This is a genomic window from Streptomyces chartreusis, assembly GCF_008704715.1.
GTDB lineage: Bacteria > Actinomycetota > Actinomycetes > Streptomycetales > Streptomycetaceae > Streptomyces > Streptomyces chartreusis.
The window spans coordinates 8,257,682-8,280,371 of record NZ_CP023689.1 but is presented as its reverse complement, the minus strand read 5'-3'; the positions used below and the strand labels follow the sequence as shown (position 1 = coordinate 8,280,371).

Sequence of the window (22,690 nt, the reverse complement as noted above, 5' to 3'; positions counted from 1 at the left end):
CGCGAAATCTCGATTGTGCTACAAGGTCGATGACGGCAAGGTTGCTGCCATGACCACCGTCACCGCCTCGCGCGACGCGGCCGGGCCCGCGTCCGCGTCCTCCGTCCCACCTCGCTCCCGTGGCCGCCTCGACTGGCGGCTGCGCTTCGCCGCCCTCTCCCTGATCTGGGGTTTCAGCTTCCTGCTCATCAAGGTCGGCACCGACGGGTACGCGCCTTTCCAGGTCACCCTGGGGCGGCTGCTGTTCGGTACGGCGGTGCTGGCGGCCGCGATGGCGGTGAAGCGGGAGCGGCTGCCGCGCGGGGCGCGCACGTGGGGGCATCTGACGGTGGCCGCGTTCCTGCTGAACGCGCTGCCGTTCTCCCTGTTCGCGTACTCCGAGCTGACCATCCCGTCCACACTGGCGGGCATCTGCAACGCGACGTCGCCGCTGTGGGGCATGGCCCTGTCGATGGTCGCGCTGTCGGAGGACCGGCCGACGCGGGTCCGGGTGGCCGGGCTCGGCATCGGGTTCATCGGGGTGCTGACGGTGCTCGGAGCCTGGCAGGGCTTCCACGGGCTGGACGCCACGGGTACGGCGATGGCGCTGCTGGCGTCGTTGAGCTATCCGATCGGCTGGATCTACGTCCGGCGGACGCTCGCCGGGGCCGGGGAGTCGCATCTGTCGCTGACGGGGGCGCAGTTGTTGCTGGCGACGGTTCAACTGGCCGTTGTCACCCCGTTGTTCACGTCCGTGCCGACGTCGTTCTCTCTTGTCCCGCTGTTGGCGATCGTGGCACTGGGTGCCCTCGGGACCGGGCTCGCCGTGCTGCTTCAGTACGGGCTGGTCGCGGAAGTGGGGCCGACCACGGCTCAGATGGTCACCTACTTCATTCCGGTCATCGCCACGGCTGCGGGGGTTGCCGTGCTCGGTGAGTCCCTCGCCTGGTCGACGCCGGTGGGGGCGGTGATCGTGCTGGCGGGTGCGGCGCTCACCCAAGTGAGACGGAGCGCCTGACGGGAGGGGGCGCGAGGATCGTGGGCGGCTGCGGGTCGGATGTGGCTGGTCGCGCAGTTCCCCGCGCCCCTTCGAGGTTGGCTGTCGTCCTCGGGCCTTACACGTAACTCCGTGTCGGGCCCGGGCCCACCGCCGTTGCCACCGCGGCTGCCAAGGGGGCGGCCTCCGCGTCCGTGAGGGTCGAGGTGGTGACGCGGATTCCGGGGGGTGAGCTCGTGCGGAAGCGGGCCCCGGGGGACACCGCCCAGCCGGCGTGGAGCAGGCGGGCCACGGCACCCGTCTCGTCGGGGACAGGGATCCAGACGTTGAGGCCGCTGCGGCCGTGGGCCCGGACGCCGTGCTCGGCCAGTGCCCGGATCAGCAGGTCGCGGCGTACGGCGTAGGCCGCCGCCACCGCCGCCGGGTCGACCGCGCCGTCGCTCCACAGCCGCACCACGGCCCGCTGCATCAGCCGGCTGACCCAGCCGGCACCGAGGCGCTGCCGGCCGCGCACCCGGTCGACCGTGACCTCGTCCCCGGTGAGCACGGCGAGCCGCAGGTCGGGGCCGTACGCCTTGGCGACCGAGCGGACGAAGGCCCAGTGGCGGGTGGTGCCGGCGAGCGGGTGCACGGGGAGGTCGACGATGCCGTAGCCGTGGTCGTCCTCGATCAGCAGGATCTCCGGGTGCTGCCGCAGCACTGAGCGCAGGGCACGCGCGCGCGTGGAACTCACCACGGCTCCGGTGGGGTTCTGCACGCGGTCGGTCACGATCAGGGCGCGGGCGCCGGAGTCGAGGGCCCGCCGTACGTCGTCGGGCAGCGGACCCTCGTCGTCGACCCCGACGGGGACCGTGCGCAGGCCGAGTGCCGGGATCAGGTCGAGCAGGCTGCCCCAGCCGGGGTCCTCGACGGCGACCGTGTCCCCCGGTTTGAGATGGACCCCGAGCACGCGCTCGATGGCGTCGAGCGAGCCCGAGGCGACGGCGAGCGGTCCTTCCGGCACCCCGTCGGCGTCCAGGCGGGCGCGGGCGATGCGCGCCAGCTCCGGTTCCACGGGGTCGTCGCCGTACAGCACCGGTTCCCGGTCGGCGAGCTCGGCAGCGGCCGCGAACGCCTTCGCCAGGGACGGCAGCAGAGCGGGGTCCGGGTTGCCGCTCGCCACGTTCCGGACGCCCTCGGGCACGTCCACCCGGACGGACTCACGCCCGGTCGTGGCGGGCCTCGGCCGCACCCGGCTGCCCCGCCGGCCGGCGGTCTCGATCACTCCGCGCTCACGCAGGACGCGATAGGCGGCGGCGACCGTGTTGGGGTTCACTCCCAGGTCGGTCGCCAACTCCCGCATGGGCGGCAGCAGTTGGCCGGGCTCCAAGTCGCCCGAGCCGACCGCGCGCTCGACGCTGGCCGCGATCTCGGCTGCGCGACGCCCTTCGATCCGATAACCTTCTAGCACAAACCACATTATGTACTAGTGCAATGGAGAGCGCAATGCAGGGGACCGAGGAACCGACGTCGCAAGCCGCCGCCTACACGCCGACCGACCGCACCGTCCCCACCCGCTCCGCGGAGCGCGCGGCATACGACAAGGAACTGGTGCACGCGATACTCGACGAGGCCTATGTCTGCCACCTCGGCTTCGTCCGCGACGGCGCGCCCGTCGTGCTGCCCACGCTGTTCGGCCGCGTCGGCGAGACGCTCTACGTCCACGGCTCCACCGGCTCGCGCCCGCTGCGCATGACCGGCCAGGCGGACCCCGGCCTTCCGGTGTGCCTGACCGTGACGCATGTCGACGCGCTGATCCTGGCCCGCTCGGCCTTCCACCACTCGATCAACTACCGGTCCGTGGTGGTGCACGGCACCGCGTACGACGTGACGGACCCGGAGGAGAAGCGGACCGCCCTCGACGCGCTCGTCGAGCACGTGGTGGCGGGCCGGTCCCGTGACTCCCGGCCCGCCAACAAGAAGGAGCTCGCCGCCACCGCCGTGATCCGCCTCGACCTGAACGAGGTCTCCGCCAAGCTGCGCACCGGCGGCGTGAACGACGAGCCCGAGGACCTCGCGCTCGCCCACTGGGCCGGCGTCGTCCCGCTGCGCAAGGGCTACGACGCGCCGATCAGCGACCCCGACCTGGCCCCCGGCACCGAAGTCCCCGCCTACCTCGCGGACCTGTGATGCTGATCCACCCCTGGGACGCGCCCCACGACGACACCGAGTGGCAGCGGTGGCTTGCCGACCACGACTTCGGGCAGCTCGTGGTCAACGGCCTCGACGGCGAGCCGCCGCACGTCCAGCCGCTCCACTTCGCGTTCGACGCCGGGAGCGGCGAGGTCGTCACGCATCTGGCGCGACCCAACCCGATGTGGCCGGCGCTGCTGGCGAACCCCGAGGTCGTGCTGAGCGTGGTCGACGACTACGTCTACGTGCCGGGGCCCTGGCAGGCGGCTCCCGAGCAGCCGACCGAGCACGGCGAACCCACCAGCTTCTACGCGGCGGTCCAGCTCCGGTGCCGGGCGCGTGTCGTGGACGACCCGGCCGCGAAGGCCGAGCTCCTCAACCGCCAGGTCGGTCACTTCCAGCCGGAGGGCGGTTCGGCGGAGGTGGGGGTCGGCCTGGCACCGTACGGCAGGCTGTTGTCCGGCATCCGGGGGCTGCGGCTGGAGGTCACCGGCGTGCGCGCGAAGTTCAAGTTCGGGGGCCGGCGGACGGCGGAGGTCCAGGACCGGATCGCGGGCAATCTGGCCGGGCGCGGCGGTCCGCGTGACGCGGCGGCACGTGAGCACATGCTGCGGCGGCGCCCCGCTTGAGGGGAGTCCCTGAAGCAAGGTGGCCAAGGGCCCCGCACCGGTGAGGTGCGGGACCCCTCGGCGTCAGGCAGGCATCGGTTCGCGCTCCCGCTCCCTCTCCCGCCGCGCGCCGCGAGTCTCCGCCACCGCCAGGCCCGCGACGGAGCCGAGCATCAGCAACGTGCCGACGAGGGTCGGGACGGTCAGATGCTCGCCGAGCAGGACGACGGCCAGCACCGCAGCGCTGACCGGCTCCAGCAGCATGATCACGGAGACGGTGGCCGACCGTACGGCGGCCGCGCCCGCGAAGTAGAGGGCGTACGCCAGAGCGGTGGGAACGGCCGCGATGTACGCGAGCAGCCAGACCAGCCTGATCGGGTCGGCGGTGTGCGGCAGGAGCCCCTCGACGAGGGCGAGCGGCAGCAGGCACAGGCTGGTGACCGCGAAGGCCCACACGGACGTCTCGGCGGCGTCAGCCCCGCCGTCGCGGCCCCACTTGCGGGTCAGCAGCGTCATCACGGAGTACCCGGCCGCGGCCACCAGGGCCAGGAACACGCCCCACGGCCGTACGGTCGCGCCCTCGCCGCCGAGTGCGAGCACGGCGAGCCCGGTGAGCGCGCCGGCCACCGCCGCGACACCTCCGCGGCCGAGCCGCTCCCCCAGCGTCAGCCGGGCGCCCAGCGCGATGAAGACGGGGCCGGCGCCGAGGGTGACGACCGTGCCCACGGCGAGTCCGGTGGCCTCCACGGCCGCGAAGTAGGCCGTCTGGAACACGGCGAGCCCGATGCCGGTGGCACCGGCCCGCAGCGCCTTGCGGGCGAGTGGCTCGGCGACGGCGCGCCGGGGACGGGGCCGCAGCAGGCGCACGGCGAGCAGCAGCACGAAGCCGACCGCGCAGCGCCAGAAGGAGAGGGCGATCGGCCCCATGTCGCTGGTCCGGTAGACCAGGGAGGCGGCGGCGCCCGCGGTGCCCCAGGCGGCACCGGCGATGATCAGGTAGATGAGGCCTCGCCCGATGGGCAGGCCGGAGAGTGGTGTGTTCGACACGAGTGTTTCTCCGCAGACATGCAGAAGCGCAGGGAGGAGCCCGGTTCAGCGGGGTCCATGGACTTCGTCCGCGGGCAGCACCGTTGCGCCGTGCGGTGCGCGGGGTTCAGTTCCCGTCGGGCACCGAGGCTCGGCTTTTCCGGAGGCCCGCCTCAGGCGGCCGGAGGCGGAAGAACGAGTGTCGAAGGCATGATTGCGCAGCCTAGGCGACGTTTCCGCGGGCGGACAACTCGCGCTCGGGTCCACCACTGGCCACCGGTTCGACCGAGGTCTTGGCGGGTGCCGACGACTGCGCGATGAACGCCCCGGCGAGGACGACCGCGCCGCCGACGATCTGCGGCGCCGAGAGGTGCTCGCCGAGCAGGAACCAGGCGAGGACGGTGGCCACCACCGCTTCGAGGCACGCGACGACGCCGGCGACCTGCGGCGACAGCCGCCGCACCGAGACCACGCCGGTGACGTACGCGACGACCGTGGCGACGAGCACGATCCAGGCCAGCAGCAGGCCGGCCGAGACCGGGGTACCGTCCATGTCGGCGGTGCCCGCGAGGACCGCCCAGTCCATCTTCCAGGGGCGGGCCACCACGGTCAGGACGGCGGCGCCGACCAGCAGGCCGTACGCGATGACGCCGAGCGGGTCGGGTGCCCGCTCGCCGGAGTCGCTGCCCTGGTCGGACAGGACGAAGTAGCCGACCTGGCAGCAGGCCGCGCCGAGCGCGAGGAGCAGTCCGAGGGCGTCGAAGCTCAGGCCCGCCCACACCTCGACGACGCAGGCCAGGCCGCCGACCGCGAGGATCACGCCGACGGCGGCTGCACGGGTCACCGGCCGCCGCTGCACGAATCGCACCCAGCCGAGGACCAGGGCGGGCGCGAGGTACTCGACGAGCAGGGCGACGCCGACCGGGATGCGGGAGATCGAGGCGAAGTAGAACGCCTGCACACCGGCCACGCCGAGCAGGCCGAACCCGGCGAGCAGGGCGGGGCGTTCCCGCAGCAGCGCGCGGTGGCGCACGGCGAGCGGCAGCATGACCAGCGCGGCGCCGGCCACGCGCAGCCACACCACGTGAAGCGGATCGAGCCCTGCCTCGATCAGCGGCTTGGCCGCGACACCGGAACCTCCGAAGGCGAACGCGGATATGACCGCCAGACCGAGCCCGAAACCCTTGCCACGGCCCACCTGGCCGCTCTGAGACTTACGCACCGGCACATGATGACAGGCGATGACAGCAGCGTCACCCCCGTTGACACCTGTCTCGCGGTATGGACGGTCGACGGGTGGGGCGGGGGCGGCGGGGAAATGGGCATGACTCACCCCGGTTCCGGAACCGGGGTGGGGGTTTCAGGGTCGCGGGTCGCGCTAACGGCTGGTGTCGCCGCCGCCGACGTACTCGTCGCGGTGTCCGTCGATGCGGGCGCGCAGGGCGGTCGCGTCGACGCCGGCGCGGTCGAGCACCTCGACGGCGCGGGCCTGGGGGTCGACGACGATCGCCGCGAGCAGGTCGATGCCGCGGGCCTGGTTGTCGCCGCGCAGGGCGGCGCGTCGGCAGGCGTGCTCCATCGCGGCCGCGGCCAGCGGGGAGAAGCCCTCGCCGTGCAGTACGACGGGGACGGCGCCGGAGTCCTCGACAGCGCCCTGCCAGCGCAGGCCGTAGCCGATGCTGCGCTGCACGAGATAGCCGAGCAGCCGGGCGATCTGGGGTCCCTCGCCGAAGACGGCGTACACGTCCGGGTCGTGTTCCAGCAGCGAGTGCAGCAGATGAGCCGAGTCGATCTGCCGGTCCCCGTCCCTGAGCGCCCGGCGACGGGCACCGGAGACCACCGCTGCCAGTTCGTCGCTGAGCCTGGCACCGTCCGCCGGGGTGTCCGGGCGCCGACAGTCCTGTTCCTGGGCCGACTGCCGGGGGATACGGGGTTGCACGTCTCCTACCCCATCAGCCACATCGAGCCGAGTCATCGCCGAGGGGAAGCATTTTCGCGTCCCACACAGAGTGGACTCCGACGGCCGAAATCTCCTCCTTACGGATGAGATCACGCCGAAAAGCCGTCGGGGGCGCGCGCCGCCTTGCAGTGCGCCCTGCACGCAACCGGGGCGCTCCGTGCCACGTCCCACAGGGACATGGAGAGGTGCTGGCTGGTGGCGCTGTCTGCCGTCGACGGCAGACAGTACGTCTACCGGGTGTACGCCCCGGAGGACGCCCTGCTCGCCGACCTGTTCTGGGAGGCGTGGCACTGCCACGAGGAGAGCGCGCTGCCGCGGGCGTGGGACCTGTTCGACGCGGCGGTGATACGGCTCGTGAGCTGAGCCCGCGCGGCCCGCGCCCGGAACAGGACCGCACCTCCACAATTCCTGACGGTTCATCAGTATTGAATGTTCGGGCCCCCACGGCTACGTTCCGCGACACCGTAGCCCGAGACGAAGGGGTGGTCGCATGGCCGAAGTCAGCGCGGAGGCACGTATCGAGGCGCCGGCCGAGAAGGTCTGGGCACAGCTGACGGACTGGTCGGCGTACGGCCAGTGGAACGCGACCCACACCAGCTTCCCGAGCGGCGGCCCGGCGGCCCTCGAAGTAGGCGGGACCTTCCAGGAGAACATGAAGCTGATGGGGTTCCCGGCCGAGGTCGAGTGGACCATCGAGGAACTGGAGCCGGCGCGGGTGCTCGCGATCCGCGGCAAGGGCCCGATGGCGGTGACCGTGGCCACGCGCTACACCCTCACCCCGGACGGCGACGCCGCGACGACGGTCCGCATCGACGGGGAGTTCACGGGCGCGGCGGTGTCGTTGATGGCGGGCAAGCTGAAGGACTCGGCGACGGCGGCGCTGGACGAGTCGCTGCGCAAGCTGGCGGGCCTGGTGACCTGAGCGGCCTTGCCCACACGCACGAAGGCGCCCCGCGGATCGCTCCACGGGGCGCCTTCACCTACGGCGGGGAGGCCGCCGGTGCTTCTCAGTCCTCGTCGGCGAGGATCAGGTACAGCTTCTTGCGGGCGTCGTTGATGACGGTCAGCGCCTTGTCGCGCTGGTCCTTGCTGCCTGTCTTCCAGACCTGCCCGAAGGCTTCCATCAGTCCGAATCCGGCCTGACGGATCTCGCCGAGGGCTTCCCAGTCGACGCCGCGGGAGGCTTCCTCCCAGGGCGCTTCGGGGCCGGCCTCGGCCGCCTCGCGGCCCGCCTCGGTGAGCGAGAACAGCTTCTTGCCGCCCTCGGTCTCACTGGCGATCAGCCCCTCGTCCTCCAGCAGCTGGAGGGTGGGGTACACCGAGCCGGGGCTGGGCTTCCACGCCCCGCCGCTGCGCTCGGCGATCTCCTGGATCATCTCGTAGCCGTGCATGGGGCGGTCCTTCAGCAGGGCGAGGATCGATGCCCGTACGTCACCGCGCCGCGCCCTCCCTCGAGGCCCTCCTCGACCCCGCGGCCCCCAGGGACCGGGACCGAATCCAGGTCCACCGAAACCGGGGCCACCGCCACCCGGACCGAAGGGCCCGAAGGCGCCGCGCAGCTGCTCGAAGCCGCCCCGCCCGCCGTGATGACCGTGTCCACCATGCCCACGCTCGAATCCATGGGAACGCATCGCAATCACTCCATTCCATCGTTGATCTGTCGCGATGCGTCAACGATATATCGGAACCGATCGGATGACAAGGCCCGGCCGAACTCGGACGAACTCGCACGCCAAGAGCCCGACCGTCCGGGCGGAGCCGGATCCGCCCGTGCTGTCAGGCCGGGTTCCCGGGTGTGCGGAGGATCCGGCGGACCGCTGTGCGGAGCCAGTGGTGGGCGCCGTCGGCCGCGTGGCGGGGGTGCCAGGCCATGCCGATGGTCAGGGGCGGCAGGGGCAGGGGGATGTCGAGCAGGTGCAGGCCGAAGACGGAGGCGGGGGCGGTCAGGGGTGAGGGGGCCGCTCCGTCGGGGGCCGCGGGGACGAGGCAGACGACGTCGCTGACGGCCGCGAGGGTCATCGCGGCCAGGTGGCTCGGAAGGACGGCACTCACGCGTCGTTCCAGGCCCTGTTCGGCCAGTGCGGTGTCCAGCGGGCCGGTGAAACGGCCACGGCGGCTGACCACCACATGTTCGGCGGCAGCGAGCCGGGCCGGCGTCAGGGGCTTCCGGGTCAGAGGGTGGCCGGGGCGGACGGCCGCCGCCATCCGCAGAGACACCAGTTCCTCGACGTGGGTCTCGGGGTCGGCATGGTCGATGGATCCGATCTCCAGGTCGATCCGGCCGTCACGGAGCGCGGGCCCCGCCTCCAGCTCCTCGGCCCGCATCCGCAGAGAGACGCCCGGCGCCTCCCGACGGGCCAGTTCGAGCAGTGCGGGGGCCAGCGCGGCGCCGACCAGATCGGCGGCCTGAACGGTGAAGGTGCGGTTCAGGGTGGCCGGGTCGACCGCGGTGTCGGGAGTGAGCAGCACCGTGATGCGGCGGACCACCGCGGCGGCTTCCTCGCGCAGGGCCAGGGCCCGCGGGGTGGGGACCATCGCCTGTCCGGCCCGGACCAGGAGCGGGTCCCCGAGGATGCGCCGGAGGCGGCCGAGGGTGCGGCTCATGGCCGCCGGGGACGTGTGCAGGCGGGCGGCGGCACGCGTGACGCTCTCCTCGGCCAGCAGAGCGTCCAGCGCGATGGCGAGATTGGCGTCGAGAACCGGCTCCGAACCGCCTTTGAGCTGCATAATTCCACCTCGGGCAATGATTGGGTGCTGAAGTTCCCATTGTGGCAATGTCCGGCGGCTTCGCAGGATGTGGGTGTTCCGATCCGGCCCCGTCCGAGAGGTCTTCATGATCGTCATCACTGCACCCACCGGGAACATCGGCAGCCACCTGCTTTCCCGGCTCCTTCGATCCGCTCCGGCCGAGGAGGGCCTGCGCGTGGTCGTGCGCGATCCGGCACGGCTCCCCGACGAAGTACGAGAACGCGTCGAGGTGATCACCGGCTCGCACGGCGACCCCGAGGTCGTCGACCGTGCCTTCGCGGGCGCGGACGCCGTCTTCTGGCTCGTCCCCCCGGACTCCTCCCTGACCCCTGAGGCGGCCTACAGCGGTTTCACCCGTCCCGCCGCGCAGGCACTCGCCGCTCACGGCGTCGGCCACGTCGTGGGGGTCTCCGCGCTCGGCCGTGGCACACCGGTCGCCGACCGCGCCGGTCTCGTGACCGCGTCCCTCGCGATGGACGACCTCATCGCCTCCACCGGTGTGGCCCACCGAGCCCTGGCCTGCCCGTCGTTCTTCGAGAACCTCCTGGAGGAGGCCGACTCGATCCGGGAGAACGGCGTCTTCACCGACCTGGTCGACGCGGACCGCAGGGCGCCGATGGTGGCCGTCGCCGACATCGCCGCCGCGGCCGCGGCCCTGCTCCTGGACCGCACCTGGACCGGCGCCGGCAGCGTCCCCGTCCTCGGACCGCGGGACCTGTCCCCCGCCGACCTGGCCCGCATCATGACCGAGCAGCTCGGACGGCCCGTCCGCTACGAGCGCCAGTCCCACGACGACCTGTACGCCGCCCTCGTCGGCCACGGCCTCGACGCGGCCTTCGTCCAGGGCATCGTGGACATGAAGCGGGCCAAGGACGACGGACTGGACGACGGACTGGACGCCGGAGTGCCCCGCACCGACGAGTCCTCCTCCCCCACGACCTTCGAGCAGTGGTGCGTCCAGGTGCTCAAGCCGGCAGTGCTCACCTGACCCAGCTCCTGACACCGCTTCTGCCCCCGCTCCGGACACCGCTCCGGGCCGTCATCCGGACCCGGCGCCCAAGTGCCGGGCCCTGTTCCGACATTCCGAGAAAGGCACTCCCATGCCCGTCGAGGCAACCAAGACGCCGGTCACGGCGTTCATGCTCGTCAAGACCACACCCGAATGGCTGGCCCTGACCGTCCAGGAACGGGTGGAGGCCTTCACCACCCAGGTCGTCCCCACGATCAAGTCCAGGACGTCCGGTGTCCGGTCCCGCTTCTACGACACGGAGTTCTACTCCACGCGCGTCACCGACATCTGGGTCTGGGAGGCGGACGACCACGGCGCGTACCAGCTCCTGATCGACGCGCTGCGCGAAACCCCGTTCTGGGACCGCTACTTCGAGGTCGTCGACCTCCTCGTCGGCACCGAGAACGGCTACGCCCGGACCTACGGCGTCGACCCGGTCACCACCATCAACACCTGACCCACCGGTCGAGCACGGGGCGCGCGAGATCGGTCCAGCACCCCCGAATTGGCCTTGGCCGTAGCGTCGGGGCACCCCCTACGGTCGGCGTCATGCGGATTCGAATCGTCGACGCCTTCTCCGACCGTCCCTTCGCCGGCAACCCGGCGGGGGTGCTCCTTCTCGACGCGTTCCCGGAGGACGACTGGCTCCAGAACGTGGCCATGGAGGTCAACCACGCCGAGACGGCGTTCGCGCACCCGCTGCCCGAGGGCGGCGAGGCCGACTGGGCGCTGCGGTGGTTCACACCGGTCACCGAGGTGACGATGTGCGGGCACGCCACGCTCGCCACGGCCCATGTGCTGCACAGCACCGGCGCCCACGAAGGGCCCGTGCGGTTCGACACCCTCAGCGGCGTACTCGTCGCCACGCCCGGCGCGGACGGGTCGATCACGCTGGACTTCCCGACCGCCCCGCTCACCCGGGTCGAGGCCCCGGAGGGCGTCGCCGAAGCTCTCGGTGCCGAGCCGCTCAGCGCCTTCGACACCGGCCCGAACATCGGCGACCTGCTCCTGGAACTCGCCGACGAGAAGACGGTCCTGGGCCTGACGCCGGACCTCAAGGCGCTCGGCGCCCACTCGTCGCGCGGCATCATCGCCACCGCCCGCGCCGAGGACCCCGAGCGGGGCTACGACTTCGTCTCCCGTTGCTTCTTCCCGAACGTCGGCATCGACGAGGACCCGGTCACCGGCAGCGCCCACACGGCCCTCGCGCTCTACTGGTCCGAGCGCCTCGGCCGGACCGGCCTCACCGGCCTCCAGGCCTCCCGTCGCTCCGGCCGCGTCCGCACGGAGGTCCGCGGCGACCGCACCCTGCTGAGCGGCCGGGCGGTGACGGTCATCGAGGGGGAGCTGATCGCCTAGGTGTGGCGTCTCAGGGCCCGCATGAGCGGCAGTGCCTGGCGTCAGCGTGCGAACTTTTCGACAGCAGCCGGGGTGACGGGGGTGAAGAAGTTGACGAGGTTGCCGTCGGGGTCGCGGAACAGCAGCGACCGGTTGCCCCAGGGCATCGTGGTGGGCTCGTTCACGAAGTCGGTGACGAAGCCGGTCAGGTTCCGGTGCACGCGGTCCACGTCGTCGACGAGGAACTCGGTGATCACGCTGTGGTTGTCCGCAGGGCGGGCGGAGCCCGGAGCGAACAGGGGGACCGTGCGGGTGCCGGCGATCGCGAGGGTGGCGCCCGCGGTCCTGAGTTCGGCGAAGTCCTCGGTGGCCCACGTGGCCCGCGCCCCTGTGGCTCGCTCGTAGAACTCGACGAGGCGCGCTACGTCGCCGGTGATGATGCGGATCGAGACGAAGTCCATGGGAATCTCCTTGGCTGTGCTGGAGGCGTGCACGTCGCAGGCTAGGAGAAATAGAGGACAGAATCGGTCCTGTATTCGCCTTAGACTGCGGCCATGGCTCGACCCACCGGCCGCGTGCTGACACTGCTGGAACTGCTGCAGTCGGGCGGCACCCGGACGGTGGCCGAACTCGCCGACCGGCTCGGCGTCGAAGGCCGCACCGTGCGCCGGTACGTGGACCATCTGATCGACCTCGACGTGCCCGTGGAATCGGTGCGCGGCCGCTACGGCGGGTACCGGCTCGCCCCCGGCTACCGCTTGCCTCCGCTCATGCTCAGCGACGACGAGGCGCTGGCCGTACTGCTCGGCCTCGTCGCCGGCCGTCGAGCGGGGCTGACGACGACGGAGGCCACGGCGAACGAGACGGCATCGGCGAAGATCCGGCGGGTGCTGCCCAAGCACATCGCCCGCCGGCTCGACACAGTCCTGGAAGCTCTCGCCTTCACTGATCAGCCCGGCGAGTTCGACACCCCGGACACCGCGGTCCTGCTCACGATCGCCGATGCGGTGCGTCACCACCGGCCGGTCTCGATCCGCTACACCGACCGCGACGGACAGCGCAGCGAACGCACGCTGCACGCGTACGGGATCGTCGCCCATGCGGGCCGGTGGTACGTCACGGGCAGGGACGCCCGGATCGGCGAGGACCGAACCTTCCGGCTCGACCGCATCGCCGACGCGAGGACCCTGCCCGGCTCATTCGAAACGCCCGTGGGTCCCGATGCGGCCCAGCGCGTGCTGTCGGGATTCGCCACGGCCGAGTACCGGCATGAGGTGACGTTGCGGATCCACGGGACGGTCGAGCAGATCCGCGCCCGCCTTCCCGCCGGCGTCGCGAACCTGGAGGAGCACGAGTCCGTGTCCGGCGAGGACCGTGCGACGGAGCGCTGGCTGCGCGTCGAGCTACGGGCGGAGCGACTCGACTGGTTGCCTCCGGTACTCGCCTCGCTCGACCGGCCGTTCGTCATCGAGCGTCCCGATGAACTCCGCGACCTCGTCATCGCGCTCGCCGATCGCCTCACGTCCTGCGCCGCCGAGCCCGACCGCGAGGAGCCGACGTCATGAGAGGGCGCACCGGCGGCGCAGCTCACGCCGTCGGCAGCCAGTCCACCCTCCCGGCCAGCAGCGCGTAACCGACGAATGCTCCTATGTCGAGCAGGGAATGCGCCACGACCAGCGGTCCCACCCGGCCCCATCGCCGGTACAGGTAGACGAACACCACGCCCATCGCCATGTTGCCGATGAAGCCGCCGATGCCCTGGTAGAGGTGGTACGAGCCGCGCAGTACGGAACTGGCCACCAGCGCGGTGCCGGGTGTCCAGCCCAACTGGCCCAGGCGGCGCAGCAGATAGCCGACGACGATGACCTCTTCCAGGATCGCGTTCTGCAGTGCCGAGAGGATCAGTACGGGGTACTTCCACCACACGTCGGGCAGCGCCTCGGGGACGACGGTGAGGTTGAAGCCGAGTCCGCGGGCGGCCAGGTAGAAGGCGATCCCGGTGCTGCCGATCACCGCCGCGATGGCCGCCCCGCGACCGAGGTCGGGCCAGGGGCGGGTGCGGTCGAAGCCGATGGTGCGCAGGCTCCGGCCCTCGCGCATCAGGAAGTGCGCGACCAGCGCGACGGGCACCAGAGCGGTCGTGATCCCGAAGAGCTGCCAGGCGAGATCCAGCCAGGGACGTCCCGGCGCGGCCGAGGCGTTGAGGGTGGCGGCCTGGTCCTTGAGGCCGCCCGGTTTGGTGACCGAGCCGACAAAACTGATCAGGGCGGACACACCGCTCGCACCGAGCGAAAGCCCCAGAACGAGCAGCGTCTCGTCCCGGAAAATCCGTCGTGAGAGCCGCTCATGAGGAAAAGAATCGGCCACGGGGCCTGCCTCGCCCTGCACTCCTGCCTCCAGTTGAGTAATCCCGCCTCATCCACATCGCTGCCCCGCTAGGGTCTCGAAAGCAATTACGAAGACCGTGCGCGACAGGCCGTTGGGGGGACGGGCGCCGTACGGGGCGTACCGCCCCTCTGCCTGCCATACGGCCGGAATCCGGCGTGTGGTTCAGCAGGGCAACAGGGAGGGGCACGACCGACATGGGACGTCACAGCTTGCCCGATCAGTATGGGGCGGGCGGCAGCGACCCCCGTCGACGCGCACGACGCCGCACGGTGGCCATCGCCACGGTCCTCGTCCTGGCCGTCGCCGGCGGTACGGCCGCCGCCGTCAGGGGCGGACTGCTCTCCTTCGGCTCCTCCTGCCAGGACGACCCGGTGCGGCTGACCCTGGCCGTCTCCCCCGACCTGGCCCCCGCCCTGGAGACCGCCGCCGCACAGGCCCGGGACGACGACCTCACCTCTGACGGACGGTGCGTCGCGGTCACCGTCAGCCCACGCGAGTCGTACAAGGTCGCCGACGCCCTTCTCGCGGGCGAGAACCCCGGCGCGCAGGTGTGGGTGCCGGACTCGGAGGTGTGGCTGGAGCGCCTCAGCACGGACGGCGACACGGCCGACGTCTCCACGGTCGGCCATGTCGCCTCCACCCCGGTGGGTGTGGCGATGGTGCCGACGGCCGCGAAGTCGCTGGGGTGGCCGGAGAAGTCGTACGCCTGGCTGGAGCTGACCGGTGCCGCCCTGCGCGACGACTCACTGCGGCTCGGCGCGGCGGACCCCGCGCGCAGCGCGACCGGGCTGCTCGCGCTCACCCGGCTCAGCGCGGCCTCCGCCGGGATCGAGGGCGGGGACACGCAGGCCGCGGGGATGATGAAGGCGCTCTCGCAGCGCGTCACCGACAGCGACGGCCAGGTCCTGGACACCCTGCCGCGTGACTCCTCGGGCACCGAGCAGGGCAACCCGAAGCGCAATCAGGCGCTGGTCGTCAGCGAGCAGACGGCGCACGTGTACAACTCCGCGGCGGACGGCGAGGGCGACGGCCTGGACTTCTTCTACCCGAAGGACGGCTCGCCCCGGCTGGACTACCCGTACACCCTGCTCACCCAGACCGGGCTGACGACCGACGAGAGCCGGGCCGCGATCCGGTTCATGAGCTATCTGCGTGACGCACGGCAGCTGCGGCTGCTGGAGCGGCACGGCTTCCGGACCTCCGAGGAGGAGGTGTCGGACGCGCTGGTGACCCGCGCCGGTGGCAGCAGCCCGCAGCCGTACACGAAGGCCCCGGCCCGGCCGGCCTCGGCGGTGGCGCTCCAGGAGACCCTCGGGGTGTGGACGATCACCGTGCAGAGCGCGCGGATCACCACGGTCGTGGACGCCTCCGCCTCGATGTCCGAGACGGTGCCGGGCACCGGGCGGTCCCGGATGGACGTGACCAAGGCGGCCCTGCTCCAGGCGCTGTCCACCTTCACGGCCGAGGACGAGATCGGGCTCTGGGACTTCTCGACCAAGCTGGACGGCGACAAGGACTACCGCGTCCGTGTGCCCACCCAGCGGCTCGGCGACCGCGAGGGCACCGGCACCCAGCGCGAGCGGCTGTCGGCGGCGTTCGGCGACCTGGAGCCGGTGCCGGACGGCGCGACGGGCCTGTACGACACCACGCTCGCCGCGTACCGGGCCGCGACCGGCTCCTACGCCGAGGGCAAGTTCAACGCGCTGGTCGTCCTCACCGACGGCGTGAACGAGGATCCCGGCAGCATCTCGCGCGCCGACCTCCTCGCACGCCTGGAGCGGCTCGCCGACCCGCAGCGCCCGGTGCCGCTGATCATGATCGCGGTCGGCCCCGACGCCGACCGCGAGGAGGCCAACCGCATCGCCGCGGCCACGGGCGGGTCGGGCCACGAGGTGACGGACCCGGCGCAGATCCAGACGGTGATCCTCAAGGCGATCGTCAACGCGGCGTCACCGGACCGACGGGGCTGACGCAGCCGACGGGGACGGCTCGCACCGTCCCCCGCAACCGTCACCCGAGCGGCACCGGCTCCAGCAACCCCACCGGCCAGGTGTGCACCGGCTCCCCGCGGTGCATCAGCTCGCGGTAGCGCCGTGTCGTGGCGGCCAGCGCCGCGTCCCGGGACATGCCCGCCTCCAGCGCGCGGTGGAACGTGGCCGCCTGCCAGGAGGCGCCGTTCATGCGCCTGCGGCAGCGCTCCTCGATGACACCGAGGTAGAGGTCCCGGTCGGCCGGCTCCACCCCCCACGCGTCGAGGCCCGCCTCGGCGAGCGGCAGCAGTTCGTCGCGTACGAGGCTCACCGCGTCGACCTCGGCCGTCCCGCCGTACCGTCCGCGCCGGGGCCAGTTCAGCCGGGCGTCGATGCCGTGCTCGCAGGCCGCGTCGAAGTTGGCGGCCGCCGCCTCGAAGGGCATCCGGGTCCACACCGGGCGCGACTCCTCGGCGAGGGCGCGGACGACGCCGTAGTAGAAGGCGGCGTTGGCGATGACGTCCGTGACGGTCGGTCCGGCGGGCAGCACGCGGTTCTCCACGCGCAGGTGCGGGACGCCGTCGGCGATGCCGTAGACGGGCCGGTTCCAGCGGTACACGGTGCCGTTGTGCAGGACGAGTTCGGCGAGCTTGGGGACCCCGCCGGAGTCGAGGACGTCGAGCGGGTCCTCCTCGTCGCAGATCGGCAGCAGGGCCGGGAAGTAGCGCAGGTTCTCCTCGAAGAGGTCGTACGCCGAGGTGACCCACCGCTCCCCGAACCAGGTGCGCGGTCGCACGCCCTGGGCCTGGAGTTCGGGCGGGCGGGTGTCGGTGGACTGCTGGAACAGCGGCGGGCGCGACTCGCGCCACAGCTCACGCCCGAACAGGAAGGGCGAGTTGGCACCGATGGCGACCTGGACGGCGGCGACCGCCTGGGCCGCGTTCCAGACGTCGGCGAACCGCCCCGGCGTGACCTGGAGGTGCAGTTGCACGGAGGTGCAGGCGGCCTCGGGGGCGATGGACTTCGACGTGCACGTCAGACGCTCGACGCCGTCGATGTCGAGCATGAAGTCCTCGCCGCGGGCGGCCACGATCTGATCGTTGAGCAGGGCGTAGCGGTCCACGTCGGAGAGGTTCGAGGAGACCAGGTCGTCCCGGTCGAGCGTCGGCAGAATGCCGATCATCACGATTCCCGCGTCGACCTCGCCCGCTTTTCGGTCGGCATATGCCAGTGACGTACGGAGTTCCTCCGCCAGCCGATCGAATACCCGCCCCTGCAATCGGTGTGGGGCTATGTTCACTTCCAGATTGAACATGGCGAGTTCTGTTTGGAAATCGCGGCTGGCGATCCGCTCCAGTACCTGCCCATTCAACATTTTCGGCATGCCGTCGGCGCCGGCGAGGTTCAATTCGATCTCCAGCCCCATCAGGTTCTTGGGGCGGTCGAACCGCTTCTCCGCCAGCAGTCGCTCCAGGCCCGTCAGACACCGCCGCAGCTTCTCGCGGTAGTGCTGGCGATCGGACAGATCGAAGCGACCTGCCACGACCTTCTCCCCCATCGAAGCGTCCCTCCTCGGATGGGCGGGCCGAAGATCCGGCCGCCGGTCTCCCGGGTCAGGTGAGAGTGTGCCCAGCCGAAGCGATCGATAACGTCCCACGCGAACCCTGCGCCCGCTACTCTGTCGGATGTGACCGGTGGCACATTCGGCGGGCATGGTGCACTGTGCAGTTTCGGACGGCTCACGAACTCGTGAAAAACGCCGACGAGAATTGGCCGTCCGCACCCGCGACATTTTTCGAGGTCACCGCCCGCACACCCGCCGGGAATCGGGATGATTCCCACAAATCAGCGGCCGATTGACTCCTTGCCGAGTGCACCGAAAGCGGTTAGACGAAACAGCGTCTGAACACTCGTCGTATAAACTCCGCAATCAAGGCAGAGGGTTGGCGCCCGCGGTCCCGGTCCTGCCGTCCAGGTGACGTGCGGCAGGCCTCACCCATCCCCCTTGGCTCCCTGACCCGGCCCCCGCCTCTCTGACCTCGTGAGCTGACAGCGCCGTCCGCCCCCGCCCCGCCCTCGCGCCACTGTGCCTGTCGAATGAGAGGCGACCCACCATGCCCCTGCATGTCCCCCCGGCTCCCGCGCCCGCACTTCGCTCCGTCCTCACCGCACTCGGCTCACCCACCGCCGTCCGCGAGGCCCGAACGCCCTCGCTGCGCGCCGCCCAGGGGCCCGCCACACCCGAACTGCCGTTGCCCGTCCACGTGCTGGACGAGATCACCCCGGCGGGTGTGTCCGCGACACGGCTGGCCGGCTGGCGCTTCCTGATCCGGTGCGGGGAACGCGCGGTGGCCGCGGCCGAGACCCGGCTGACCCCGGACGGCTGGGCCTTTTCGCACTTCTTCGAGGGCCCCTACATCGCCTCGACCGAACGGGCACTTCGCCAGGCGGAGACGATCCCGCAGCCCTGCCAGCCGCGGCTGCTGTCGATCCCGAGCCTCTACATGCTCGCGCTGTGGCTGCACGGCGACTGCGCGGCGGACGGCGCCACCGGCCATCCGGACGCCGCGGACATCCTCGTGCCGCTGGCCCCGGCGCCGCCCGGCATCGCGGCCCATGTGCCGCACCGGGTCGCCGAACTGCTCCCGGTGCTCACCCTTCGCGCGACCCCGGCCCCGCTGCCGCCGCTGCCTCCACTGCTCGGCTCCCCCGCCTGACGGCACCCAGCGCGAGCGCCCGCGTACCCCGCCGCCCATTCCGGGTGGCGGGGTACGCGTGTTTTCCGGGGTGGGTCTAGGCTCGTACCGGACAACTGGAAACACGAGTCACGCACGTACGAGCCGTGAATAACTCGTACGAGCAATAAAGCGCTCGAATGAGCCCCGTGGGCGCTCCGGCCCATACGGACTAGCCCCATCCGACCACTGCGAACCACCCGAAGTGACAGTGCAGTTGGGATGAACCATCCGCGCGGGTGAAGCGTCATCAACCTGTGAGAAAGCGGTGCTGCGAAATCCCTGCGGATTGACGCCCGTGGGGCAACACTGGGTTCCGACCGACTTATCACAACGGGGGAGCGGCCATGAACGAAGCTTCACGCCGCGAGACAGACAAAACAGCCATCTCACAGATCACAACAGACCGAGAGATCCCATCCATGTGCCAGCACCAGCCACCGTGCCCCTCAGCCGACTCCGCCGACCGGGAATCCGCCCGACTCGTGGCGCACCACCCGGAGCAGGGATGGAGCCTGCTGTGCAACGGCGTTCTGCTCTTCGAGGACACCGGTGAGCTCCTGCCCGACGGCCAGATCATCGCCCCGCACCGTCCGCTGGGCACCGGCAAGGTGATGACCGCGGCGTAGTACCCCCCGCCGGCGTTAGACGCCGGTGAGGACCCGCACCACCGGGCGGCACGACGGACGCCCGGCGTACTCCCAGGGGCCGGTCGCAGACCCTGACTGCGAGCCGGCCCCGACGTGTGTCCGGGGGCGGTCACACACGGTAGTTCACCGTGTGTCCCGGGCAACCCTCGTACCGACGCCCGGGCCACGACGGCGGCGGTCGCCTACCTCAGCGCCTCTCGCAGCGCGAAGTAGGCGGGCTTGGGCCGCAGTTCCTCGTCCCAGGGCAGGGCCGCGCCCTCGCCCGGGAAGAACGCCGGGATCCAGGAATACTTGTCCGTGTAGTCCCAGACCGTGATCCCCACACATCGGCGCACCGCCAGGCACGCCTCGGTCATGTCCCGGTACCACTCGGCCTGCCGGTTCAGCTTCTCCTCGGTGACGGGCAGCTGCATCCGTACGTCTACCTCGGTGAGGGCCGTGTCCAGGCCGAGCCGGGCGAAGCGGCGCAGGTTGTCCTCCAGCGTGGCCGGATAGCCGTACTGGAGCGCCAGATGGGTCTGGAGGCCGAAGCCGTGCAGCGGGACGCCCTGAGCCCTCAGCTCCCTGGCCAGCTCGTAGTACGCGTCGCTCTTCGGGCCGGTCGCCTCGACGTTGTAGTCGTTGAGGTACAGCCTGGCCTTCGGGTCGGCCTGGTGGGCCCAGCGCAGGGCGTCGGCGATGTAGCCGGAGCCGAGCGTCTTGTAGAAGACCGTCTCGCGGTACGTGCCGTCCTCGTTGAACGCCTCGTTGACGACGTCCCAGGCGTAGATCTTGCCGCGGTAGTGCCGCACCTCGGTCTGGATGTGCTTCTTCAGCACGGCCCGCAGCTCGGTCGCCGTCCACTCGCGGCCGGTGAGCCAGCCCGGCAGCTGGCTGTGCCAGACGAGGGTGTGGCCGCGCACTTTCTGGTGGTTGGCGCGTGCGAGGGCCACGATCTCGTCGCCCTTGGTGAAGTCGAAGACGCCCTGCTGGGGTTCGGTGGCGTACCACTTCATCCCGTTGCCGGGCGTGATCTGGTCGAACTCACTGCCCAGGAGCGCCGTGTACGGCTCGTCGACGAGTTCGGGGTTGTCGGTGGCACTGCCGAAGTAGCGGCCGTGACGCTCGGCGAGGTCGGCGAGGGTGGGCGGCCGGCCGTCATGGGCCTGGGCGGCCGGCACGGTCGCCGCGACCAGGACGGCCGCGAGGGCGCCGATGAGTCTGAGACGGTTGGTGCGCATGGTGCGACTCCTCACGTTGCTCGGATGTGTGGGTGAGCCGTACGTCCGCCCGCGCGCGTCATCCCTTGGTCGCGCCGGCGGTGAGGCCGCCGACGAGCTGGCGTTCGGCGACCGAGTAGAAGGCGAGGGCGGGGACCATGGCCAGCACCAGGTAGGCGAAGACGCGGGCGTAGTCCGCGGAGTACTGGCCCTGGAACTGCTGGACGCCGATCGGAATGGTCCACCACGTGGAGTCGGTGAACACCAGCAGCGGCAGGAAGAAGTTGTTCCAGCTGGTGACGACGGCGAGGACCGAGACGGTGCCCAGCGCCGGCCGTGCCATGGGCAGCAGCACCCGCCAGAAGAACCCGAAGGGGCTGCAGCCGTCGAGTGTGGCCGCCTCCTCCAGCTCGCCGGGGATCTCCCGGAAGAAGCCGCGCAGGATGATGATGGTCATCGGCAGCCCGAAGGCCGCCTGCGGGAGGATCACGCCGAGCGGGTTGTCCAGCAGGCCCATGGATCGCAGCAGCAGGAACAGGGGCAGGGCGGCCACCGCGAAGGGGAACATCAGCCCCATGGTGAACAGGGTGAACAGGCCCTCCCGGCCGCGGAAGGCGAAGCGCGCGAAGGAGAACGCCGACAGCGCGGAGACGGCGACGATCAGGACGGTCGTACCGACCGCGATCAGGGTGCTGTTGCCGATCAGCCGCCAGAAGTCCCCGGAGCCGAGGATGTCCGTGTAGTTGCCGGCCACCCAGGACTCCGGCAGCCCGACGGGGTTGCGGGAGAGTTCGTCGGTGGACTTGAAGCCGGACAGCACGGCGTACAGCAGCGGCACGACCATCACGGCGCCGACCACGACGAGGATCACATGCGTCGGCAGGTTCTTCCTGCCGGACCTGGCCGTCACTTGGCGACTCCCCGCATCGTCGTGGTGGCTCCCTGGAGATCGCGGCGGAGCACGAACCGCTGGTAGGCGAGGGCGAAGACGAGGCTGATGCCGAACATGACCACGCTGATCGCGCTGGCGTAGCCGACCTGGTAGCGCTTGAAGCCGTACTGGAACATGGTCACGGCCATCGTCTCGGAGTGATGGTCGGGGCCGCCCGCGGTGGTCACCCAGACCAGGTCGAAGAGCTGGATCGCACCGATCACGGAGAGGAACACGCTGATCCTGAGGGTGGGCGCGAGCAGCGGCAGGGTGACGCTGCGGAAGCGCTGCCAGGCGTTCGCGCCGTCGATGAGCGCGGCCTCGGTCAACTCGGCCGGGATGGACTGGAGTCCGGCCAGGTAGAGCATCATGTGGAAGCCGAAGTACTTCCAGGTCATGACCAGGAAGAGGGTGGCCATGACGTTCGACGGGTCGGCGAACCACTCGCCGCCGAGCCCGTCGAGGCCGATGCCGCCGAGGATCTGGTCGGCGAGGCCGTCGTCGGGCGCGAAGATCATGCCGAACAGGACGCCGGTGATGGCCTCCGACAGGACGTACGGCCCGAAGAACAGCATCCGGTAGAAGGCCCGGCCGCGCAGCTTCTGGTTGAGCAGAACGGCCATGGCGAGCGCGAACGGCAACTGGATCGCGAGCGACAGCACGACGAGGAGCAGACAGCGCCACAGGTCCCCGAGGAAGACGGGGTCCTCGAAGAGGCGGGTGAAGTTGTCGCCGCCGATGTAGTCGGACGGCATCCCGAAGCCGCCCCAGCGGAAGAAGGCCGCGTACAGCGCGAACAGCATCGGCAGCAGCACCAGGACGAGGAACAGCACCAGCGCGGGCACCTGGAAGGCGACCGCGGTGAGCCAGTGCAGCAGGCGCCGCCGGGCCCGCCCCCGGGCGTGATCTGCCGACGGGGGCGCGGGTTCGACGCCGGGGCGGGTGCGCTTGTCCGGCAGGAACGTGGAGGTCATCGCCGG

Annotated in this window: 24 protein-coding genes; 12 read left to right on the top strand and 12 right to left on the bottom strand. The window is 71.1% G+C overall.

From position 1 onward, the window contains the following. Positions 1-49: 49 nt before the first annotated feature. Complete coding sequence (locus CP983_RS36630) at positions 50-997, top strand: DMT family transporter (RefSeq protein ID WP_189748856.1); 948 nt, start codon at positions 50-52, stop codon at positions 995-997. A 97-nt stretch (positions 998-1,094) separates the two neighbouring features. On the opposite strand, the gene CP983_RS36625 is transcribed toward CP983_RS36630, so the two are convergent. Then, the gene (locus CP983_RS36625; protein WP_125528209.1) at positions 1,095-2,426 is read right to left on the bottom strand and encodes an aminotransferase class I/II-fold pyridoxal phosphate-dependent enzyme; all 1,332 of its coding nucleotides are present in this window, start codon (positions 2,424-2,426) and stop codon (positions 1,095-1,097) included. A 35-nt stretch (positions 2,427-2,461) separates the two neighbouring features. On the opposite strand from CP983_RS36625, the gene CP983_RS36620 reads away from it, so the two are divergent. Continuing rightward, entirely contained in the window at positions 2,462-3,145 is a 684-nt protein-coding gene (locus CP983_RS36620; RefSeq protein WP_107912169.1) for a pyridoxamine 5'-phosphate oxidase family protein, read from the top strand. Beyond that, positions 3,145-3,777 carry an FMN-binding negative transcriptional regulator gene (locus tag CP983_RS36615; RefSeq protein ID WP_150504355.1) on the top strand — a complete coding sequence of 211 codons (633 nt, stop codon included), beginning with the start codon at positions 3,145-3,147 and terminating at the stop codon, positions 3,775-3,777. The genes CP983_RS36620 and CP983_RS36615 overlap by 1 nt, the downstream gene beginning before the upstream one ends. Before the next feature lie 63 nt (positions 3,778-3,840). Here CP983_RS36615 and CP983_RS36610 read toward each other — a convergent pair whose 3' ends face one another. The 3 genes from CP983_RS36610 to CP983_RS36600 all read right to left on the bottom strand — a co-directional run bounded on the left by CP983_RS36610 (position 3,841) and on the right by CP983_RS36600 (position 6,721). After that, positions 3,841-4,803, bottom strand: a complete 963-nt coding sequence (locus CP983_RS36610; protein WP_150504353.1) for a DMT family transporter — start codon at positions 4,801-4,803, stop codon at positions 3,841-3,843. Positions 4,804-5,005: 202 nt separating this feature from the next. Then, complete coding sequence (locus tag CP983_RS36605) at positions 5,006-6,010, bottom strand: EamA family transporter (RefSeq protein ID WP_107912172.1); 1,005 nt, start codon at positions 6,008-6,010, stop codon at positions 5,006-5,008. A 150-nt stretch (positions 6,011-6,160) separates the two neighbouring features. Next, on the bottom strand, positions 6,161-6,721 hold the full coding sequence (locus tag CP983_RS36600) for a Clp protease N-terminal domain-containing protein (RefSeq protein ID WP_229914859.1): 561 nt from the start codon (positions 6,719-6,721) through the stop codon (positions 6,161-6,163). Positions 6,722-6,937: 216 nt separating this feature from the next. On the opposite strand from CP983_RS36600, the gene CP983_RS36595 reads away from it, so the two are divergent. Continuing rightward, complete coding sequence (locus CP983_RS36595) at positions 6,938-7,105, top strand: hypothetical protein (protein WP_107912174.1); 168 nt, start codon at positions 6,938-6,940, stop codon at positions 7,103-7,105. A 127-nt stretch (positions 7,106-7,232) separates the two neighbouring features. After that, complete coding sequence (locus tag CP983_RS36590) at positions 7,233-7,664, top strand: type II toxin-antitoxin system Rv0910 family toxin (protein ID WP_150504350.1); 432 nt, start codon at positions 7,233-7,235, stop codon at positions 7,662-7,664. An 85-nt stretch (positions 7,665-7,749) separates the two neighbouring features. On the opposite strand, the gene CP983_RS36585 is transcribed toward CP983_RS36590, so the two are convergent. Both CP983_RS36585 and CP983_RS36575 read right to left on the bottom strand, forming a co-directional pair. Continuing rightward, positions 7,750-8,373, bottom strand: coding sequence for a PadR family transcriptional regulator (locus CP983_RS36585; protein ID WP_107912176.1), 624 nt, complete (start codon positions 8,371-8,373; stop codon positions 7,750-7,752). A 145-nt stretch (positions 8,374-8,518) separates the two neighbouring features. After that, on the bottom strand, positions 8,519-9,469 hold the full coding sequence (locus CP983_RS36575; protein ID WP_150504348.1) for a LysR family transcriptional regulator: 951 nt from the start codon (positions 9,467-9,469) through the stop codon (positions 8,519-8,521). Positions 9,470-9,575: 106 nt separating this feature from the next. On the opposite strand from CP983_RS36575, the gene CP983_RS36570 reads away from it, so the two are divergent. From CP983_RS36570 to CP983_RS36560, 3 genes are all read left to right on the top strand, one after another. Further along, positions 9,576-10,478 carry an NAD(P)H-binding protein gene (locus CP983_RS36570; protein WP_150504346.1) on the top strand — a complete coding sequence of 301 codons (903 nt, stop codon included), beginning with the start codon at positions 9,576-9,578 and terminating at the stop codon, positions 10,476-10,478. 112 nt (positions 10,479-10,590) lie between these two features. Continuing rightward, positions 10,591-10,956 (top strand): darcynin family protein, encoded by a 366-nt coding sequence (locus CP983_RS36565; protein WP_150504344.1) that lies wholly within the window; start codon positions 10,591-10,593, stop codon positions 10,954-10,956. Between the two features lie 92 nt (positions 10,957-11,048). Beyond that, positions 11,049-11,858 (top strand): PhzF family phenazine biosynthesis protein, encoded by an 810-nt coding sequence (locus CP983_RS36560; protein ID WP_150504342.1) that lies wholly within the window; start codon positions 11,049-11,051, stop codon positions 11,856-11,858. Positions 11,859-11,899: 41 nt separating this feature from the next. Here CP983_RS36560 and CP983_RS36555 read toward each other — a convergent pair whose 3' ends face one another. Further along, on the bottom strand, positions 11,900-12,298 hold the full coding sequence (locus CP983_RS36555; protein ID WP_107912180.1) for a VOC family protein: 399 nt from the start codon (positions 12,296-12,298) through the stop codon (positions 11,900-11,902). A gap of 93 nt (positions 12,299-12,391) precedes the next feature. Here CP983_RS36555 and CP983_RS36550 point away from each other — a divergent pair, with 93 nt between their 5' ends. Continuing rightward, a complete protein-coding gene (locus CP983_RS36550) occupies positions 12,392-13,402 on the top strand; it encodes a helix-turn-helix transcriptional regulator (protein WP_150504341.1) in 1,011 nt (336 codons plus the stop codon). A 22-nt stretch (positions 13,403-13,424) separates the two neighbouring features. On the opposite strand, the gene CP983_RS36545 is transcribed toward CP983_RS36550, so the two are convergent. Beyond that, entirely contained in the window at positions 13,425-14,225 is an 801-nt protein-coding gene (locus tag CP983_RS36545) for a CPBP family intramembrane glutamic endopeptidase (RefSeq protein ID WP_150504339.1), read from the bottom strand. 194 nt (positions 14,226-14,419) lie between these two features. Between CP983_RS36545 and CP983_RS36540 the strand changes: the two genes are divergently transcribed. Beyond that, on the top strand, positions 14,420-16,195 hold the full coding sequence (locus CP983_RS36540; protein ID WP_150504338.1) for a substrate-binding and VWA domain-containing protein: 1,776 nt from the start codon (positions 14,420-14,422) through the stop codon (positions 16,193-16,195). 40 nt (positions 16,196-16,235) lie between these two features. Here the strand turns inward: CP983_RS36540 and CP983_RS36535 are convergent, their stop codons facing one another. Beyond that, positions 16,236-17,753, bottom strand: coding sequence for a glutamate-cysteine ligase family protein (locus CP983_RS36535; protein ID WP_125529006.1), 1,518 nt, complete (start codon positions 17,751-17,753; stop codon positions 16,236-16,238). A gap of 556 nt (positions 17,754-18,309) precedes the next feature. Here CP983_RS36535 and CP983_RS36530 point away from each other — a divergent pair. Further along, a complete protein-coding gene (locus CP983_RS36530; RefSeq protein WP_150504336.1) occupies positions 18,310-18,912 on the top strand; it encodes a hypothetical protein in 603 nt (200 codons plus the stop codon). Between the two features lie 440 nt (positions 18,913-19,352). After that, complete coding sequence (locus tag CP983_RS36525; protein WP_030053671.1) at positions 19,353-19,559, top strand: DUF5999 family protein; 207 nt, start codon at positions 19,353-19,355, stop codon at positions 19,557-19,559. A gap of 203 nt (positions 19,560-19,762) precedes the next feature. On the opposite strand, the gene CP983_RS36520 is transcribed toward CP983_RS36525, so the two are convergent. The 3 genes from CP983_RS36520 to CP983_RS36510 are packed head-to-tail and all read right to left on the bottom strand — an operon-like array spanning position 19,763 to position 22,684. Further along, positions 19,763-20,800: an endo-1,4-beta-xylanase gene (locus tag CP983_RS36520; protein ID WP_150504334.1), complete on the bottom strand. Its 1,038-nt coding sequence runs from the start codon at positions 20,798-20,800 to the stop codon at positions 19,763-19,765. A 58-nt stretch (positions 20,801-20,858) separates the two neighbouring features. After that, positions 20,859-21,689: a carbohydrate ABC transporter permease gene (locus tag CP983_RS36515; RefSeq protein ID WP_125529711.1), complete on the bottom strand. Its 831-nt coding sequence runs from the start codon at positions 21,687-21,689 to the stop codon at positions 20,859-20,861. Beyond that, positions 21,686-22,684: a carbohydrate ABC transporter permease gene (locus tag CP983_RS36510; RefSeq protein ID WP_150504332.1), complete on the bottom strand. Its 999-nt coding sequence runs from the start codon at positions 22,682-22,684 to the stop codon at positions 21,686-21,688. The genes CP983_RS36515 and CP983_RS36510 overlap by 4 nt, the downstream gene beginning before the upstream one ends. Positions 22,685-22,690 lie beyond the last annotated feature (6 nt).